The sequence below is a fragment of the Rheinheimera soli genome, assembly GCF_021290985.1.
In the GTDB taxonomy this organism is placed as follows: domain Bacteria; phylum Pseudomonadota; class Gammaproteobacteria; order Enterobacterales; family Alteromonadaceae; genus Pararheinheimera; species Pararheinheimera soli.
The window spans coordinates 1-16,854 of sequence record NZ_JAJOYU010000009.1; the positions used below are offsets into that span (position 1 = coordinate 1).

The 16,854-nt window shown below is 47.5% G+C and carries 16 protein-coding genes; 7 read left to right on the forward strand and 9 right to left on the reverse strand.

Going from position 1 to position 16,854, the window contains the following annotated elements:
• The 6 genes from LSG37_RS07980 to merR form a co-directional block, all read right to left on the reverse strand.
• Nucleotides 1-998 (reverse strand): transposase family protein (locus LSG37_RS07980; RefSeq protein ID WP_494546245.1); only part of this gene is annotated, 998 nt, incomplete at its 3' end.
• Nucleotides 999-1,002: 4 nt separating this feature from the next.
• The gene (locus LSG37_RS07985) at nt 1,003-1,593 is read right to left on the reverse strand and encodes a recombinase family protein (RefSeq protein ID WP_011790473.1); all 591 of its coding nucleotides are present in this window, start codon (nt 1,591-1,593) and stop codon (nt 1,003-1,005) included.
• A gap of 237 nt (nt 1,594-1,830) precedes the next feature.
• Entirely contained in the window at nt 1,831-3,483 is a 1,653-nt protein-coding gene (gene merA / locus LSG37_RS07990; protein WP_011790472.1) for a mercury(II) reductase, read from the reverse strand.
• A 112-nt stretch (nt 3,484-3,595) separates the two neighbouring features.
• Complete coding sequence (gene merP, locus LSG37_RS07995; RefSeq protein WP_011790471.1) at nt 3,596-3,871, reverse strand: mercury resistance system periplasmic binding protein MerP; 276 nt, start codon at nt 3,869-3,871, stop codon at nt 3,596-3,598.
• A gap of 52 nt (nt 3,872-3,923) precedes the next feature.
• A complete protein-coding gene (locus tag LSG37_RS08000) occupies nt 3,924-4,271 on the reverse strand; it encodes a mercuric transporter MerT family protein (RefSeq protein WP_011790470.1) in 348 nt (115 codons plus the stop codon).
• A gap of 79 nt (nt 4,272-4,350) precedes the next feature.
• Entirely contained in the window at nt 4,351-4,755 is a 405-nt protein-coding gene (merR, locus tag LSG37_RS08005) for a mercury resistance transcriptional regulator MerR (protein ID WP_011790469.1), read from the reverse strand.
• Nucleotides 4,756-5,439: 684 nt separating this feature from the next.
• Between merR and LSG37_RS08010 the strand changes: the two genes are divergently transcribed.
• The 3 genes from LSG37_RS08010 (at nt 5,440) to LSG37_RS08020 (ending at nt 9,905) form a co-directional block, all read left to right on the forward strand.
• Complete coding sequence (locus LSG37_RS08010; RefSeq protein ID WP_092793015.1) at nt 5,440-8,415, forward strand: Tn3 family transposase; 2,976 nt, start codon at nt 5,440-5,442, stop codon at nt 8,413-8,415.
• 22 nt (nt 8,416-8,437) lie between these two features.
• On the forward strand, nt 8,438-9,526 hold the full coding sequence (locus LSG37_RS08015; RefSeq protein WP_233079389.1) for a hypothetical protein: 1,089 nt from the start codon (nt 8,438-8,440) through the stop codon (nt 9,524-9,526).
• Between the two features lie 121 nt (nt 9,527-9,647).
• Nucleotides 9,648-9,905 (forward strand): hypothetical protein, encoded by a 258-nt coding sequence (locus LSG37_RS08020; protein WP_046556414.1) that lies wholly within the window; start codon nt 9,648-9,650, stop codon nt 9,903-9,905.
• A gap of 81 nt (nt 9,906-9,986) precedes the next feature.
• Here LSG37_RS08020 and cadR read toward each other — a convergent pair whose 3' ends face one another.
• Nucleotides 9,987-10,394, reverse strand: coding sequence for a Cd(II)/Pb(II)-responsive transcriptional regulator (cadR, locus tag LSG37_RS08025; RefSeq protein WP_004364961.1), 408 nt, complete (start codon nt 10,392-10,394; stop codon nt 9,987-9,989).
• Between the two features lie 95 nt (nt 10,395-10,489).
• Between cadR and LSG37_RS08030 the strand changes: the two genes are divergently transcribed.
• From LSG37_RS08030 to LSG37_RS08045, 4 genes are all read left to right on the forward strand, one after another.
• The gene (locus LSG37_RS08030; protein WP_233079390.1) at nt 10,490-11,386 is read left to right on the forward strand and encodes a cation efflux transmembrane domain-containing protein; all 897 of its coding nucleotides are present in this window, start codon (nt 10,490-10,492) and stop codon (nt 11,384-11,386) included.
• Between the two features lie 3 nt (nt 11,387-11,389).
• The gene (gene lspA, locus LSG37_RS08035) at nt 11,390-11,902 is read left to right on the forward strand and encodes a signal peptidase II (protein ID WP_046556416.1); all 513 of its coding nucleotides are present in this window, start codon (nt 11,390-11,392) and stop codon (nt 11,900-11,902) included.
• A gap of 21 nt (nt 11,903-11,923) precedes the next feature.
• A complete protein-coding gene (locus LSG37_RS08040; RefSeq protein WP_233079391.1) occupies nt 11,924-12,931 on the forward strand; it encodes an ISL3 family transposase in 1,008 nt (335 codons plus the stop codon).
• Nucleotides 12,932-13,009: 78 nt separating this feature from the next.
• Nucleotides 13,010-13,639 carry a zinc chelation protein SecC gene (locus tag LSG37_RS08045; RefSeq protein WP_233079392.1) on the forward strand — a complete coding sequence of 210 codons (630 nt, stop codon included), beginning with the start codon at nt 13,010-13,012 and terminating at the stop codon, nt 13,637-13,639.
• A 592-nt stretch (nt 13,640-14,231) separates the two neighbouring features.
• On the opposite strand, the gene LSG37_RS08050 is transcribed toward LSG37_RS08045, so the two are convergent.
• Both LSG37_RS08050 and LSG37_RS08055 read right to left on the reverse strand, forming a co-directional pair.
• The gene (locus LSG37_RS08050; RefSeq protein ID WP_233079393.1) at nt 14,232-15,116 is read right to left on the reverse strand and encodes a hypothetical protein; all 885 of its coding nucleotides are present in this window, start codon (nt 15,114-15,116) and stop codon (nt 14,232-14,234) included.
• Nucleotides 15,117-15,135: 19 nt separating this feature from the next.
• Complete coding sequence (locus LSG37_RS08055) at nt 15,136-16,848, reverse strand: potassium/proton antiporter (protein ID WP_233079489.1); 1,713 nt, start codon at nt 16,846-16,848, stop codon at nt 15,136-15,138.
• Between the last annotated feature and the right edge of the window lie 6 nt (nt 16,849-16,854).

Consider the following 16,854-nt stretch of genomic DNA (forward strand, 5'->3'; position numbering starts at 1 on the left):
AAACGGTGCGAGTGGTCGTTATATTGCTTTAGGTATTCCCGCAGCATGTCATTGGCTTCGACCTCATTTTTGGGTTCCCGCAGGTGATAGAGCACTTCATGGCATTCTTTGACTGTCCGAAAGGCTCGCTCGACTTTGCCTTTTGAACGGGCAGTTTTGCGCCTGTCAGTGGCGCTTGCAGGTTCATGGACTTTCAGCTCAACGCCCAAAAATACCATGACATTGCGAAATACACGGCTTTTAGCGATGGGACCATTATCCAGATAGATGGTTTTCGGGATACCACGGAATGGAAACTCGCTGTCAGACTTCGCACTCATGGCATTGAACAAAAACAGTAAGGCCGCTGGCGTATCCTCGCCATAGACGTTCCGATATTCCTGATAGCAAACCCCGCTGCGGTCATCGACCACGCTGTAGAGCATCAGCAGCGGCCTGCCTTTTTGTGGATCAAACCAGAGCGGTTCCTGCACATGCTTCAAATCAGATGGGCTTAGATCGAATTGCCAGCATTCATTGCTATATGTGGCTTGGAACCGGACCGCAGGCGTATCTCTGAGTACTTGTTTCGGATTAAAACCCCATTGCTGCAGGTAACGATTGACGGTTGCTTTGTTCAATCGTCCAACCGGCACTTTGATGAACCCATAATCCGAGCCAACACCTGTGCGCTCCAGCAGTGCAATCGCATTGGCTGTTGAAAGATGACGGCCATTTTTATTCATCGTACGGATCTTCAGCGCCGCAATGATTTCGCAATACTGTTCCAGTTCAGCCTGCGGAATGGCTCTGGGTTTACCCGCATCGCTGCGGCGGATGGATTTTGGCTGGTACAAATTGCGTAAGTGTCGGTACAAGGAACTTTCTGAAATGCCGTAGAGGGCTGTGGCCTGTGCAATGATGTCACGTCGCTGAGCACAGCGCGGCGGTAAGCCTTCCAATCGATGGTAGAGATCAATCAAAACTTCCTGTGCAATGCCGCGCTTCGCTGAGTTCATGGCATCACCTGAGCCCAACACTGCCAATACCAACTCCCTGAAGTCGTAGGTATTTATAAAGAGTGGTCTTGGAGATATTGAGCTGTGCGGCAATTTGCTGCGCACTGAGACTGCCTTGCTTGTATAATGCTTCTGCCGCTATTGCCACATTTTGGGCGTCTTTGCTAAGTCCTGCTGGTCGCCCTCCGTTGCGTCCGCGTGCCCGAGCCGAAGCCAATCCTGCTTTTGTGCGCTCCCTAATCAAATCCCGTTCAAATTCAGCGATGGAGGCAAACACATTCGTGATGAGACGCCCTTGTGGCGTGGTGGTATCCACTGGGTCGTTAAGACTGCGAAGGCCAATCTGCTGTTCGGTCAATTGGTTCATCAAATGCACCAAATGCTGTAACGACCGTCCGAGCCGGTCCAGTTTATATACCACGATGATGTCGCCAGCTCTGAGCTGACCAAGTAAATCATCAAGGCCAGGTCTTTTGGTTTTTGCGCCGGAAGCGATATCTCTAAAAACACGTTCACAACCGGCGTTTTTGAGCGCGTCTTCCTGCAGGTCAAAACTTTGCCCTTTGGTGCTGATCCGGCAGTACCCAAAAATCATCAGATAACCCTGAATCGTTCATTTAATTGAATGAAAGAGTATGGTTCTGAACGCTGATTTCATCAACCAGTTAACTGAACGGTTTTTTGAGAATTTTTTTCAGGGTTGCATGCACCTCTTGTTGGTTCATAAATACGTTCATTTTTATGAACCAAAAGAATGAGGATCGATTTTAAAGAAGATTGTTTTATTTTCAGACGAAATTAGGCCAGTGTTATCAACTGGCCGTTGTCAATTTCATCCAGCACAGCAGGACAACTCATTCACATCTTTGTGAAAGGTTTGAGCGCAGAGCTTGATCCCTTCAACCATGGTCAAATATGGAAACAACTGGTCAGCTAACTCAGTGATAGTCATCCGATTGCGGATAGCTAGAGCTGCAGTTTGGATCATTTCTCCGCCTTCATGGGCCAAAAGTTGTGCACCAATCAGTCTTCCTGTGGTCTTTTCAATCACGAGCTTGATAAAGCCGTCAGTTTCGAAATTGGCCAGTGCTCTGGGTACATTTTTCATGTCGAGTACCCGGCTGTCCGTGTGAATACCCTGCTGTCTGGCCTCAACTTCCGTCAGTCCGACGGTTGCAACCTGCGGATCGGTAAAAATGACCGCCGGCATCGAGGATAGGTCAAGTTTACTCTCGCCACCGGTCATATTCATTCCTGCGCGGCTACCCGCCGCCGCAGCGACATATACAAACTGCGGCATAGTGGAACAATCACCTGCGGCATAAACCCCTGGAACGCTTGTTTCCATCATCTCGTTAACGATGATCGCCCCGTGTTTGTCTGTCCTGATCCCAACTGCATCGAGGTTAAGACTGGCTGTATTTGCATGACGCCCTGTGCATATTAGAAGCTTGTCACAGCGTAAAGTGCCTGCATTGGTTTTCAAGGTAAACTGCCGTCCGTCATGGGAAACATGTGACGCCTCGGTATGGTTTAGAACCCTGATACCTTCATTCTCAAAGCAGTCTGTTAATTTTTCACCGAGTAACGGCTCATCGCGATAAAGAAGCGTGTGTCTGGCCAATAGGGTAACGTCACTGCCTAAACGGCGATAAGCCTGAGCAATTTCCAGCGCAACGACAGAAGATCCAATGATGACCAGATGTTCTGGTAGTTCAGTCGCAAACAGCGCTTCAGAAGAAGTCCAGTACGGGGTTTCGCTCAGACCTTCAATAGGTGGGATGGTCGGGCTCGAACCGGTAGCAATCAGCACCTTGTCAGCGTGTATTTCTTGTTGGGAGCCATCACTTTTGCTGACAATCAAAGTGTTCGCGTTTTTGAAAGTCGCCCAACCTTTTATCAAACTCAGTGCCGGATTGATATCCAGAATATTTTGGTATTTTGCCACGCGTAATTCTTCGACAAGCGCTGTTTGTTGCTCAGCCAACAGTGCGCGATTGAGCTGGGGTGAATGATTTGCCAATCCGATAAAAGGATTGTTTCGTTGTTGCTGCGCCAGTTGTGCGGCGCGGATCAGGATCTTGGACGGGACACAGCCGACATTGACACAGCAGCCGCCAATAACATCCGCACCTTCGATGAGCGTAACCTTAGCTCCTCCGTCAGCAGCTTTAATCGCACAGGCAAAAGCACCAGAGCCACTGCCAATGATCACCACCTGTTGTGGGCTGATATTTTCTGTATTGCTGAGATTAGTGTTGTCAAAACAAGTTTGAGGTTCTGGATTGACTTGTGCAGCATAACCCAGAGTTTTAACCGCCTTGACGAGATCCGCCACACTTACCTTCCCGTTTGTGGTGACCGCTGCGCTGGCATTTGCATAGGAGATCTCAACGTTATTCACTCCTTCGGTCGCATCGAGCGCATCTTTAATATGGGAGACACAGCTTGGGCAGGTCATCCCTTTTATCGATAACAAGAGCATTTTCGTTCCTCAACAGCACAGATGTATTTTCTGCGATTGTTAATTATTGCAAACCAACAAGCTCAGCTTATCGCCGAAACAGTGTCCGTAATCGTAGTAGTCTTTCCGCGCTTTACTCTTTGACCGTTGACGGATAACCCGCGTTAGTGGTGGCTTCAGTCAGTGCTTTCACCGTGGTTTTTTCGTCATCGAAGGTGACTACTGCTAACTTGGTGTCAAAGGTGACTTCAGCTTTACTGACGCCCTCGACATTTTGTAAGGCTTTTTTGACCGTAAACGGACAAGTGACGCAGTTCATGGTCGGAACTTCCAACGTAACCGTTTTCGTTTCGGCTATAGCGCTCAGGCTGGTCAACGTTAGCAAAAACAACAAGGTGATTTTCTTCATCATTCGCTCCAATAACGTATAAAACGTTAACAAAATTGAGGGTAAAAAGTATTCAGGCGAACCAGACAATCCAATAATTGCTGGTGACTAACATTAATGCTGTGAGTGCTGATAACCAAAAGATCACCTGCCTGCGTTTTCGCACTTGGGGAACTGCACAGACTGTTCCTGGAGCGCACATGTCAGTAGGTCGATAGACCTTCCAGCCAGCAAATCCAAACGAGGTTAAAACCAGCAGAATAAAAATAGGGCGATAAGGTTCTAACATGGTCAAATGACCAATCCAGGAACCACTCACCCCAAGTAGCAACAAAACGAAAGGACCGGCACAACAAACGCCTGCACCAATAGCCGCAACTATTCCACCGATAACGGGGAGATTTGACTCTTTTATGGACACGTTTTACTCCTGGGATTAGAGCTATCGGTGTCAGTGTAGATGCCGTACCATAGTACGGAGTCAAGCCCAATCGGTGGGTTTAGTTGTTATGTGGTTGTAGGGATTCGATAATGGGGCAATGGGTCTGATCCGGATTGGATGCGCATTGGCTCAGCAGGTGATGAAGAACAAGTTCCAGACTCTGCAGATCTGCAATCTTTGAGCGGACATTGGCAAGCTTGAGTGTGGCCACGTCCTGAACGCCCTGACATGGGGTATCATTGAGTGTGAGCAGATGATGGATTTCTTCCAGTGTGAACCCTAACTCCTGCGCCCGCTTGATAAATCGAAGCCGATTCAGGGTAGTGACAGGATACCGGCGAAACCCCTGTGTCGGTTTACCAGGCTGTTCAACAAGACCGCGGCGTTCGTAGTAGCGGATAGTTTCAACGTTAACGACAGCTGCATTAGCTAATTGGCCGATTGTATACAAAGTTACGTCCATTTACCGTACTTACATACGGTCTATTATAATCCAAAATTAGCCATCAATAACATTAGTACGAGATTTTGCTTCCTGAGGATTTCGATCAGCTATAACGCTGTTCATTGATAACCTCAATGCTGGTTGCTGGTCACGGCAACTCCAACATTTGTAAATTTATGCGACTGTCCACTGAGCATAATGAATGACAACTGTAGCCAGTTAATGTGAGCCGATAAGGATAAATTCAAGCTCGTTATTAATTCTGGATATCTCATTAGCAGTGATTGTGAGCCGAGCGTTCGGCTTTTTAACAGTTAATCTGAGTCCGAGAAGCCGGATGTAATCAAGCTCGCGGTATTATGTTTGCGAGCCACTACATCTACGAAGGTTCGTTTTCATGTGCTCCAGTCTGACGGTCGTTTTGCCATTCAAGAGTTTGCTCTAAGTGCAGACGACCTTTTCAAATTGTTCAGAGCCAATGCAGACAGATGTTCAGCAATAGACAAAGTTAACTTCGAAAACGGCTGTATTGGAGCAGGAGTATCAGCAGATGAACCATAATCCAACGTAGCCATCCATTTAAGTTTCATCTATTTAATTTCATTTAATGTACTGAAATAAACAAAGAAATCGCTATTGAAATTAATACGCTGGTATGTTGTTCTGGACACCAAAAGAGATGCACGATGTGAAGGATGATCAATGGCGACAGTTGCTCAAACCGCATACCCGACCTTACCGGCGAATTTTTCTCTCAAGCTCTTAAACAAACAGTATCAACCAACCAACTACGAACTGGAATGGCTCAGTACTATCAGAAAACCCATCCAACGACTGGGGTTTCTGGTGCAACTGAAAACGCTGCAACGGCTCGGGTATGTAGTGTCCCCCCTTGACTGCCCAGACACCTTAATCAAATACCTTGCAAAATTAACAGGCATCACTACGCTGCCTTCTGCGAAGGACTGGGCAGCCTATATTAAATCGACAGCCAGAACCAAACATCTTGCGCAGATACGCGAATTTGTCGGTGTCAAATTGCTGCAGGAAGCTGATTGGGCATGGTTGAAAACGGTGGCAAGGCGTGCCGCACTGGTTAAAGACGCCGTTAATGACATCCTCAACGTCTCGCTGGAGGAGCTGATCCACCACCGGTTTGAGCTGCCGGGGTTTACTCGTCTACTGCGCTTAGCCAGAACTGCCAGAAATGAGGTGAACACTGAATACTACCGGGCCATTTACGATGAGTTGCGACCGGAATCCAGAGCTGAGTTGGACCAACTCCTGATCAAAGATGTCAATGAAAGTTACAGCGCCTGGCAGCGGTTAAAGCGAGAACCCAAAAAGCCGAGCGCCAGAGAGATCCGTTCCTACATTCAGCATGTGACCTGGCTAAAATCGCTCAGTGAGCAAATGCCACAAATACGCCTCCCCGCGACCAAACTGAGTCAGTTCATGCTGGAGGCCCGTGCATTGGACGCCAAAGATATGCGGGAACTCAAGCCCCTAAAGCGTTATGCGTTAGCGGTGCTCCTTATCCGGGGTCAGCATGGGAAAGCACTGGATGATGTAGCAGACATCATGATCCGTATTCTGCGGGGACTGGAGAGTGTCGCAAAAAAGAATTACGACCAGCATATTTTGAACCGGCAAAAGGAAAGCGAAGCGCTCGTTCGTGGTTACTTTGACGCCATGGCGGCGTTTGGTAGCGAAGGCACCGCGGAAGAGCGAATTGACGCTATTCAGAAAACATTTTCACCGGACTTGACCACCCAAATGGCGAAGTGTCAGGAATATCTGGCGGCAGTAGCCCATGGTTTTTTACCATTTATGCTGCAGCCTTATCATCAGAAACGGTCCTTGCTGTTTTTGTGTCTGGAAGCCATGGAGCTTCGCAGTACCTCAACCGATCAGAGCACCATTTCACTCATTGCCAACCTACAGTCACTGCGGAACAGTCACAAAGAAATGCTGCCAGTATCGCAACTGCAATCGGATGAACTCGATCTGCTTACACTTCTGTCTCCGCAATGGCAAAACATTATCAGACGTGACGTGGCAGGAAATGCACTGTATCACCGCAAACTATATGAACTGGCGTGCTTTTCTATGATCCGGCGAGAACTTCAATCAGGGGATTTGCATGTGGTACACGCCAGGGAATATGACGATTACCGAGAGGATTTGGTCAGTTGGGAGGAGTACCAACAGGAAATTGATCGCTATGCCCAGGAAGTTGAACAGCCCGTTAATGACGCTGAGCGATTTGTCACCGAACTGCAGCAGGAGCTCAGTGAGTTGGCCACGACGGTGGATCTCACATTCCCTGGTAATAGCCATGCCCAATTTATCGATGGACGCCTTAGTTTAAAGAAAAGCAATACTGCACGACCTGTCGCAGCCGTCCAACGCTTAGACACCGCGATTGTCGATGGGATGGAGCCCTCGAGCATTGTCGATATTCTGACCGACTGCGAGCACTGGCTTGAACTGCACAAGTTGATACACACAGCTGCCGGCAACCAAGTGAAAATTGAATTTCCGGAGCAGCGTTTTTTAACCACACTGTTTTGCTACGGTTGTAATTTAGGGCCGGCTCAAACTTCCCGCTCGGTTAAAGGCTTTACACAGAAGCAAGTTGCCTGGCTTAACTTGCGCCATGTCACTGAAGAACGCTTAGAAAAAGCGTTGACCAAAGTCGTCAACGCATACAACCAGTTTGATTTACCGAAGTATTGGGGCTCTGGTAAACACGCCTCTGCAGATGGGACTAAATGGGAGCTGTATGAGCAGAATTTGATGTCAGAATTTCATATCCGATACGGTGGTTATGGCGGTATAGGTTATTATCACGTGTCGGACACCTACATTGCATTATTCAGCCATTTTATTCCTTGTGGTACCTATGAAGGGGTTCATATCCTGGACATCGTGCAGAAAAACGATTCAGACATTCAACCGGATACGCTGCATGGTGATACACAATCCCAGAGTTACACAGTGTTTGGATTGGCGCATTTATTGGGGATAAAACTGATGCCCCGGATCCGAAACATTCAGGATTTGAGTTTATACCGGCCAAGCAAAGACACGAAATACCAGCACATTGATGCCTTGTTCAAAGGCTCTATTGATTTCGATCTGATCCAGGCCAGGTTGCCAGATATGCTGCGGGTAGTTGTCTCCATCAAACTCGGCAGAATCACACCGTCGACACTGCTCAAACGCTTAGGGACGTTCAGCCGGAAGAACAAGTTGTACTTTGCGTTTCGGGAGCTGGGACGGTTGATTAGAACCATGTTTTTGCTCAATTACATTGATAACCACGAGCTTCGTCAGCTCATCCATGCTGAAACCAACAAATCGGAAGCCTTCAATAACTTCACCAAATGGTTATTTTTTGGCAACGATGGGATCATTGCTGAGAATATTAGGCACGAGCAGCAAAAAATAGTGAAATATAATCAACTTGTTGCCAATATGGTGATCCTGTATAACACGGAAAAGATGACAAAACTCCTCAAGAAACTGGCTGAAGCAGGTCATGAGGTTACGCCAGAAACGTTGGCCGGTTTGTCACCTTACCGGACATCTCATATTAATCGGTACGGGGATTATCACATCGATATTAACCGGAAAACCGAACCATTGGATTTTACTGTCAAAGTCATTGAGTAGACGTTTGGCGAAGGTGAAAATAGTGACAGAACTTCATGAACTTCATCGGCTTGCGTCTAAGCGGCTCCAAGACCATATTGAGAAACATCGTCAGACGCCGGATGTAACGCTTGCTAAACACATTCGGTATATACAAGAGCAAAAAGCCAACATGATTTCAGGAAAAAAACTGGTGTATCTCGACACACTTGCCTGGAAATGCCTGGCTGATTATAAACTCAAAAAACCAAAATTGACCGATGCCATGATCATGTTCGCAGAGACATTCTTCGCTAAAGCGCATTCGGGTCAGTATGTCTTTCCCATCGCCTTTCCGACCTTTGTAGAGTTAGATGCGCTGGTCATCCCTGAAACACGAGCGTTATTAAATGACCTTGTCGATGAGTTCTCAAGCGGGTTTTGTATTGTCCATCAACATGAACGGATCCGGGAAGAACTGGTGCAGCTCACCTCAGCTCAATGGAACGTGCACAAGGCCGCATCTGATTATTTATGCAGTCCACTGGAACTGATGGAATTGTCTTACCCCACGCTTCCTGCATTTGTCACTGCCAGTATCGACCAGAACACTTTTAACAAGGCGTGGTTTGATGCGATGACGGAATTGCCCATGTCCGCGCAGTTGAAAGTGGCAGCGACGGCACCTGACGAAAAATGGAATAATGAACTCGGACTTACATCGCTCAACGAAGCCAAAATCAAATATCAGGGCGACGTCGGCACCCTAAAACAGGCAATTTTTGTGGAGCTAAAAGGCTGTATTGAAGCCTGGGCAGACATTGAAGGACAGGCCATTGAACCAAAAATTGTGGCTGAAATGGCGTGTTACATTATGGCAATCTGGCAGTCGGATACATTTTATTTAGCCTTTCCAACACTGCGAGTGTTGAGTGCTTTGCATGGAAGTCTACGCACAGATCCAAACCGACGCTTTAAAAGCGGGGATTTAAATGATTTTTCCGTTGCAGCAGATGCGCTATCAATCTGTGATGTGTTTCTAACCGACAGGCGCTTAGCAAATCTAATAAGCTCAGAAGAGCTTGATTTGGGAAAGCTGCTTGGTTGCCAAGTTATTCATGGCTTCGAGGCAATGGCCAGCTATTTTAGCTAATCCGGTAAATTGGGCTGAAAAATAACGACCAAAGATTAAGTACATAAAATATGCTAAAACAGTATGTAAAGCTTAATAGTCATATATTTATGTGATAGCAATAATCAAAAAGGACAGAAAAATGGAAGATGAAGTATACGCCATAATAGCCCCTTGGGCAGGCATTCCAACATGGTACACCGGACACCAACTGGATCAGAATCGCTTTGCCAGTGTCATGGATGACTTGCACAGTCGTTTTGGTCCGGGACTTGATATCAAAGTTTTTGAGGCTGCGTTACGACGGCACGCGCTAGATACTCCTACAATGCTTGGCGCTCCGGATAACTGGGATCCCGTAATAAAAGAGTTTGTAACTATAGCAAGAAACCATGGGTAAGCGGATTAAATGGTTGATCTTACCTTTGCATGAGAGTGAGACAGACCGGCATCTCATCGGATTATCTGGTTGATGCTTCACCTACTGCTGGTGCATGTTTCCTTCGCTAATTCCAGCAAGAACCCCACACGCCTCAACTTCCCGGTCATCGTTGCAACTCGCTCTCAGTGAAACGAGTTGTTTCTCAAGCGCTTGCAGAGCGGTTATCTGCGACCGCACATGAGAGATGTGATCATCGAGCAAGGCGTTGACGGCGGTACAAGGCTGATGAGGGTCGTCCTGATAGCTCTGTAGTTCGTGAATCTCAGCCAGTGACAGGCCCAGGATTCTGCAGCGACGGATGAAGGCCAGCCCCTCACCATGCTTCTCGGTATAGACACGGTAACCGTTGTCCTGCCGATCAGGCGGCGGCAACAAGCCCTGCTGTTCATAGAAGCGGATCGTCTGTGTTTCGACCCCTACCAACTGCGCCAACTGACCAATGCGCATCAGCCTCCTCCCCAACGGATTCTTTACTCTATTGACCTTATAGTAGCTTTATAGTTTAAAATGGTACCACAACATTGTTCAAGTGGAGTCGTATCATGAGCAAATCCTGTGGTGGCGCCTGTGGCGGTGATGCAACGTCCGCAGCGGATACCGATATACAGGCCTCCTCCGAGGCGCCAGGGAGATGGGTCAGTGTTTATGCCGTGCCGAAGATGGACTGTCCATCAGAAGAACGAATGATTCGCCTAGCCCTGAACGGCTTTGAGGAGATTCGGGCGCTGTCCTTCGACTTGTCGAACCGCCGGCTGAAGGTCGTGCATGACGGCGAGGTCGAGCCCGTCACATCGAAACTGAAGACCTTGGGGCTAGGAGCCGCGCTTCAGGAAACCGTCGCTGCAAATCCGGAGACCATCAAGGCCGCCGAGTTTTCGGCAGCTTCTGCTGAGCAAGAATCCGGGACCCTGCGCTGGTTGCTCGGCATCAATGCACTTCTGTTCGTGGTGGAAATTACTGCCGGTCTGATGGCTCAGTCAACTGGCCTCATTGCAGAGTCCCTGGACAATTTTGCCGATGCGGCAGTGTACGGACTCGCTCTTTATGCGGTTGGGCATAGCGTGAAAAGGCAGGTCCGTGTTGCGCACGTTGCTGGTGTGGTCCAACTGGTTTTGGCTGTTGGCGTACTCGTAGAGGTCGTGAGGCGCTTTGTATTCGGTAGTGAGCCTGAATCGCTGGTGATGATAGCCATCGCATTCGTCGCATTGATTGCCAATACCGCCTGTCTACTGATGGTATCCAAACATCGAGGGGGCGGAGCTCATATGAAGGCTAGCTGGATATTTTCGGCCAACGACGTGGTGATCAACCTGGGGGTCATCACCGCCGGCGCCCTGATCGCGTGGACCGGGTCCAATTATCCGGATCTGATTATCGGCACCATCGCGGGGGTCATTGTACTTAACGGTGCTAGACGCATTCTGGCGCTCAAGGATTAAGCAATGTCCATTTTTGGCAAACATCTGTCACCGTACGCTCTGTTGTCCATCTCCGGCCTGCTGGCAGCGTCTGATCAGGCCGTAAAATGGCTGGTGCAACAATCAATGGCCTATGGCGAGTCTATTTCAGTGACCTCATTCTTTAACTGGGTACACGTATGGAATACCGGTGCCGCATTCAGTCTTTTTGCGAATGGTGGAGGCTGGCAGCGCTACTTTTTTATCGGAATCGCGGTAGTGGTCTCGATTTTTCTGATCAAGCTGATCCTTGAAAATCGTCATAAAGGAGAAGCCATCGCTTACAGTCTTATCCTCGGTGGCGCCATGGGCAACCTGATTGACCGGGTCTTTCGCGGCTATGTTGTGGATTCCTTTGATTTCTATTGGCGAGACTGGCATTGGCCGGCCTTCAACCTGGCTGATATTGCAATTGTCCTCGGTGCCTTACTTTTAGTTTCCAGCAGCTTGTTGGGTAAAAAAGCAAACACCAATGCCGAGCCGGATGGATCTGACTGACACCTACGCCTATACAACACCATGACCGAACTTCCCGACAACATCCTTCACCTGCCGCAATACCAAGTACTGGGCTGCAAATCAACCGACGACGAAATGCACTTCCAGGTGGACGTGCCCGATCCCATCGCCTGCGAGGAATGCGGCGTGCAGGGTGAGTTCGTACGGTTCGGCAAGCGTGACGTTCCCTATCGTGATCTGCCCATCCACGGCAAGCGGGTCACTCTCTGGGTGGTCCGCCGCCGATACACCTGCCGGGCCTGCAAGACAACATTCAGGCCCCAGCTACCGGAGATGGTGGACGGATTCCGTATGACACTGCGGCTGCATGAGTACGTGGAGAAGGAATCCTTCAACCACCCCTACACCTTTGTGGCGGCACAGACCGGCCTGGACGAGAAGACGGTGCGCGACATCTTCAACGCCCGCGCCGAGTTCCTGGGGCGCTGGCACCGCTTCGAGACGCCCCGCATCCTGGGCATTGACGAGCTATACCTGAACAAGCGCTACCGCTGCATTCTGACCAACATTGAGGAGCGAACCCTGCTCGACCTGCTGGCTACCCGCCGCCAGGACGTGGTGACCAACTACCTGATGAAGCTGAAAGACCGGCAGAAGGTCGAGATCGTCAGCATGGACATGTGGAACCCCTACCGGGCAGCGGTCAAGGCTGTGCTGCCGCAGGCCCGTATCGTGGTCGACAAGTTCCATGTGGTGCGCATGGCCAACGATGCCCTAGAGAGAGTGCGCAAGGGCCTCAGAAAGGAGCTGAAACCGTCCCAGAGCCGGACTCTCAAGGGAGACCGGAAAATCCTGCTGAAACGCGCTCACGAAGTCTCAGACCGGGAGCGCCTCATCATGGAGACCTGGACAGGCGCGTTCCCGCAACTGCTGGCCGCCTACACCACGAAGCACAAGAAGAAGGCACCGACTGCGAAGGTCTCTCCTTTCTACAAGAAAACCATCGGTTACGGACTGCCGGACTTCGCAGAGGAACTCAACTACGGAGTCGATCTATCAACCATCTGAGTGTGGTATCAGATTGATGGGGTGAAGGTGCCCCATCAACCATTAAATCCGTATACCCGAAACCATTAAGGGGGCATTTTGACCAACTCAAACACCCCGCGAACCATCTCAAAGCAAGTCAATAGGTTAATATCAAAATTAAACCTGAAGGCACCACCGGTTTATGTAAAAGTGCAGCCTGAATCAGGCGCGATAGTGAGCGAATGCTTTCCGAATGTAGAACGCAAAGTTCTCTCAAGTGGCGGGAAAATGCTTTGCGGGTGGCAGATTTGGGAGTGGCCAAATGTCATGATAGAAGCAGAGTTTCATGCTATTTGGCAAAGCCCGGAAGGGGACTGGGTCGATATCACACCGAAGCAAGATGAAGAACAGACTATTTTGTTCGCTCACACTCCAAAGCGGCCATATGACGGCAAACGTGTTGACAATGTAAGACTCGCGTTACGTGATGACACCATCATTCATCACTTTATCCAAATATCTGAACTTATCAGCAAAGCTTTACAGGATGGCCGCGAATTCGAGTACGGTTTTATAACTGTACCTGAAGCAAAAATGAAACCACTTATGGAAGCCAAAAGATTTCTATTGGGGGCGCTAAAAGCGGGGTATAGAGATCACGATACGTGTTGTTGCAAGAGTTCTATTAAATACAAGCGATGCTGCGGAAAGGAAATTCAGAAATATATTTCTGAATCAGTTAGATAATATACTTTTCATGAGAAATTTCCAGAATCCCGGCAAACCCTCAATTTCACGCAATTAATCTTCATCCTGATATGAAAACCATATAGATTGATGTGTATGGTTTTCCTGTTTAGCTTAGGCACGTGTTCTAATTAACGAGTTTAACGCTGCAAATAGAGGTTAATATCGCAAGTAATAGCATATAAGCAGCAGAACAATAGTCATGCGAATGTTAGATATCTGATTGATAAATATATAAATATCCACTTTTCCTCTAATACACCAAGTGTCACATAATGATTATTATGTTAAATTGATTATTATTGAAAGTATTACCTATTTTGCTAACGCCCTGATTTATACTAGTACCTAGCTAAAATGTATAAACGCTCCGCTTTCTAGTACCTTAGTCTTAAAGCGTGTCGTAAGGCTTATTTTATGCAGTTACCTTTTAGCAGAAAAGTTTCGTTTTTAATAGCTGCCTGAACTAAGTAACATTATGTCAATACAAACAAAGTCTATAAAGGTGGCCAATTATTGTTGTTCACTTATGGCTGGCTACAGATAAGTAAGATTGAATGTCAGACTGATGCGGCATTATGACCGTCGCCACTTAACTATCTAATGCCTTTTCAAAGCTAGCGATGATAGCTTTGGTTTCTTCTTCACGATATCGGAATGTGATCACCCCTGAATTAGCCCACATTAACCATCGGTTTAAAGCAAAATTAACGGCAATACCTCCCTCAGTATCTAACTGTGAAAGATATAGGTCTGGGAATTCTATAAAATCGTAAACGTTCCATATTCCTTTGTTTGGCAAAATTAACTCACCAAGCTCATAGTCATATTCTGGTATATTCAGGCCACCATAAGCGCTTTTGAGCCAATCTTCATTAGCAAAGTGTCCAAAGGCTGGGATCTCACTTTTAATGATGAGTGCGCAACATGCAGCGAAGTCAGCCCGGCTTTTCCAATACCCTATTGCCTGAAGGCCACAAAAATGATGTCTAAATACCGGTCTGTTATTTATTTCAGAAACTATTTCTGAAAATACAAATATGCCCGGCGTTTCACGTATATTTGCTGATTTGTCCCGACACCTCAATACAGTACAAGTAACATAATTTCGACTTTTTTTAATTTCTTCCAAAAATGTAACCATTTGGCGAGGTTCTTTATAAAAATCATGAACATTGTAAATGATCTTAGAGGCGCCTATCAGCCAGTCTTGCCTAATCCCAAAGAACGTTGAAGTTTGCTCCAGAATTTTTGGGGTCAAAACTTCTGCCAACTTTTCTGTGTTATTAATTTGGGCAAGATTTAAAGCTTGGCTGCAGTACTGCGGTATTTGGTTATGATGCACGCCATGATTAAAAAATACCTGCAAAAAGCGGCTGGTCACAGAGTTTGATAGCTGTTGCTCTCCTTTTTTATGAAGCAATGACTTAAGCCATACCATTAAATCAATAAAGGATTTTAACTCACCAAAGATCATTAACTTTCCCGCTATTTCATCAAGCCGACTTAATACCCACCTGCAGTATTTGGTCGTGGTCGTCTATTTGCCGTACTGTCAGTACTAACTGGTCCAACTGCACCTGGTCACCAACAACCACACGTCTATGGAATTTTTCGGTGATGTATTCGGACAGGCTTTGGGTTGGGTCCTGATCTTCAGCGAATTTAATGCTGTAGAAGCCATCCAGCTCGTTTAAGGTGATTTCGCCGTTTAATACGAAGTCACCGAAGAAGTCCAGTTTATCCAACGAGGTTTGTTCTGCGCTGGTGGACACTTTGTCACTGACTGCTTTTACATCTTTGGCTTTGCTTAATACCAGCAGCATATCGTTCAGTTGAAAGCTTGGGCTTTGCTCGGCTTTGATCCATTCGCCTTTACGCAGCACACCTAAGTAGCTGACATCAGGCGACATATTCAGTTGCTGCCAGTCACTGTCTACAATAGGCGAACCTTTGCCGACTTTAAAGGACAACACCTGCAGCAAATCATTACTGTCGACGCTATCCAGTGTCATGGAATGATCCGGACCAGGCTCTGGTGGTACTTCAAGTTTCAGCCAGCGTGCTACAGGCGCTATAGACCAGCCTTGAATAAGCAAGGACACAATCACAACGAAAAACGCCACGTTAAAATACAAATCTTTATTCGGCACACCAGCTAACCATGGGAATAACGCCAGAATAATAGGCACTGCACCACGAAGCCCTACCCAGCTGATAAATACCTGATCTTTCTTTGGAAAATGAAAAGGTACCAGGCTTAAAAACACAGCTATAGGCCTTGCTATAAAAATCATCACCAAGGCCAAAATTAAAGCCGGAATGGCATATTCCATCAGTTTGCTTGGCGTAACCAATAAACCAAGCATCAAAAACATAATGATTTGACTGAGCCAGGCTAAACCGTCGTGCATACGTAAAATCTGCTGAATTTGGGGTAAACGAGCGTTGCCTATTAAAAAGCCCATTAAATACACGGCCAGAAAGCCGCTACCGCCAAATTGGTTCGTTAAGCCATAGATCAGCAGCGCATAAGATACGGCCAGTAAAGGGAAAAAGGCTGCGCTTAATGGCAGTTTACGGCAAAGCAAAACAAAGAAGCGCCCTGCTCCATACCCTACTGCAGCGCCTACTATGGCTTGTTGAAAGAATACAGTCGACAAAGACCAATTCAATTCACTTTGGCCTGCTAAAACGCCAACCAGAGTGAATGTCAGCATCACCGCCATAGGGTCGTTACTACCCGACTCTATTTCCAATGTAGATGCCACCCGCTCTTTAATATTTAAGCCGGCAGATTGGAAGATAGAAAATACAGCAGCAGCGTCAGTTGAGCTTAATATGGCGCCCAACAGTAAGCCTTCGAGCAAGGTCAAATTAAACAGATAAGACGCTGCGACACCTAAAATGCCGCAGGTCAGTACTACACCTAAAGTGGCCAATACCGCAGCTGGCGCTAAGACAACCCGAACTCTGTCCGGATGAGTTCGCATACCACCATCAAACAGAATAATCACAAGGGCGATAGAGCCAATCAGCAGAGCAACATCAGGATTACCAAACTTGATGCCCAGCAAACCATCTTCACCGGCCAGCATGCCAATGACGAGGAAAATTAATAATAAAGGCGCACCTAAGCGCGCTGAGATCAGAGTAGCAACGATACTGGAGAAAAACAGAGCCCCTGCAACCAGGATTGTTAAATTCACTGCATC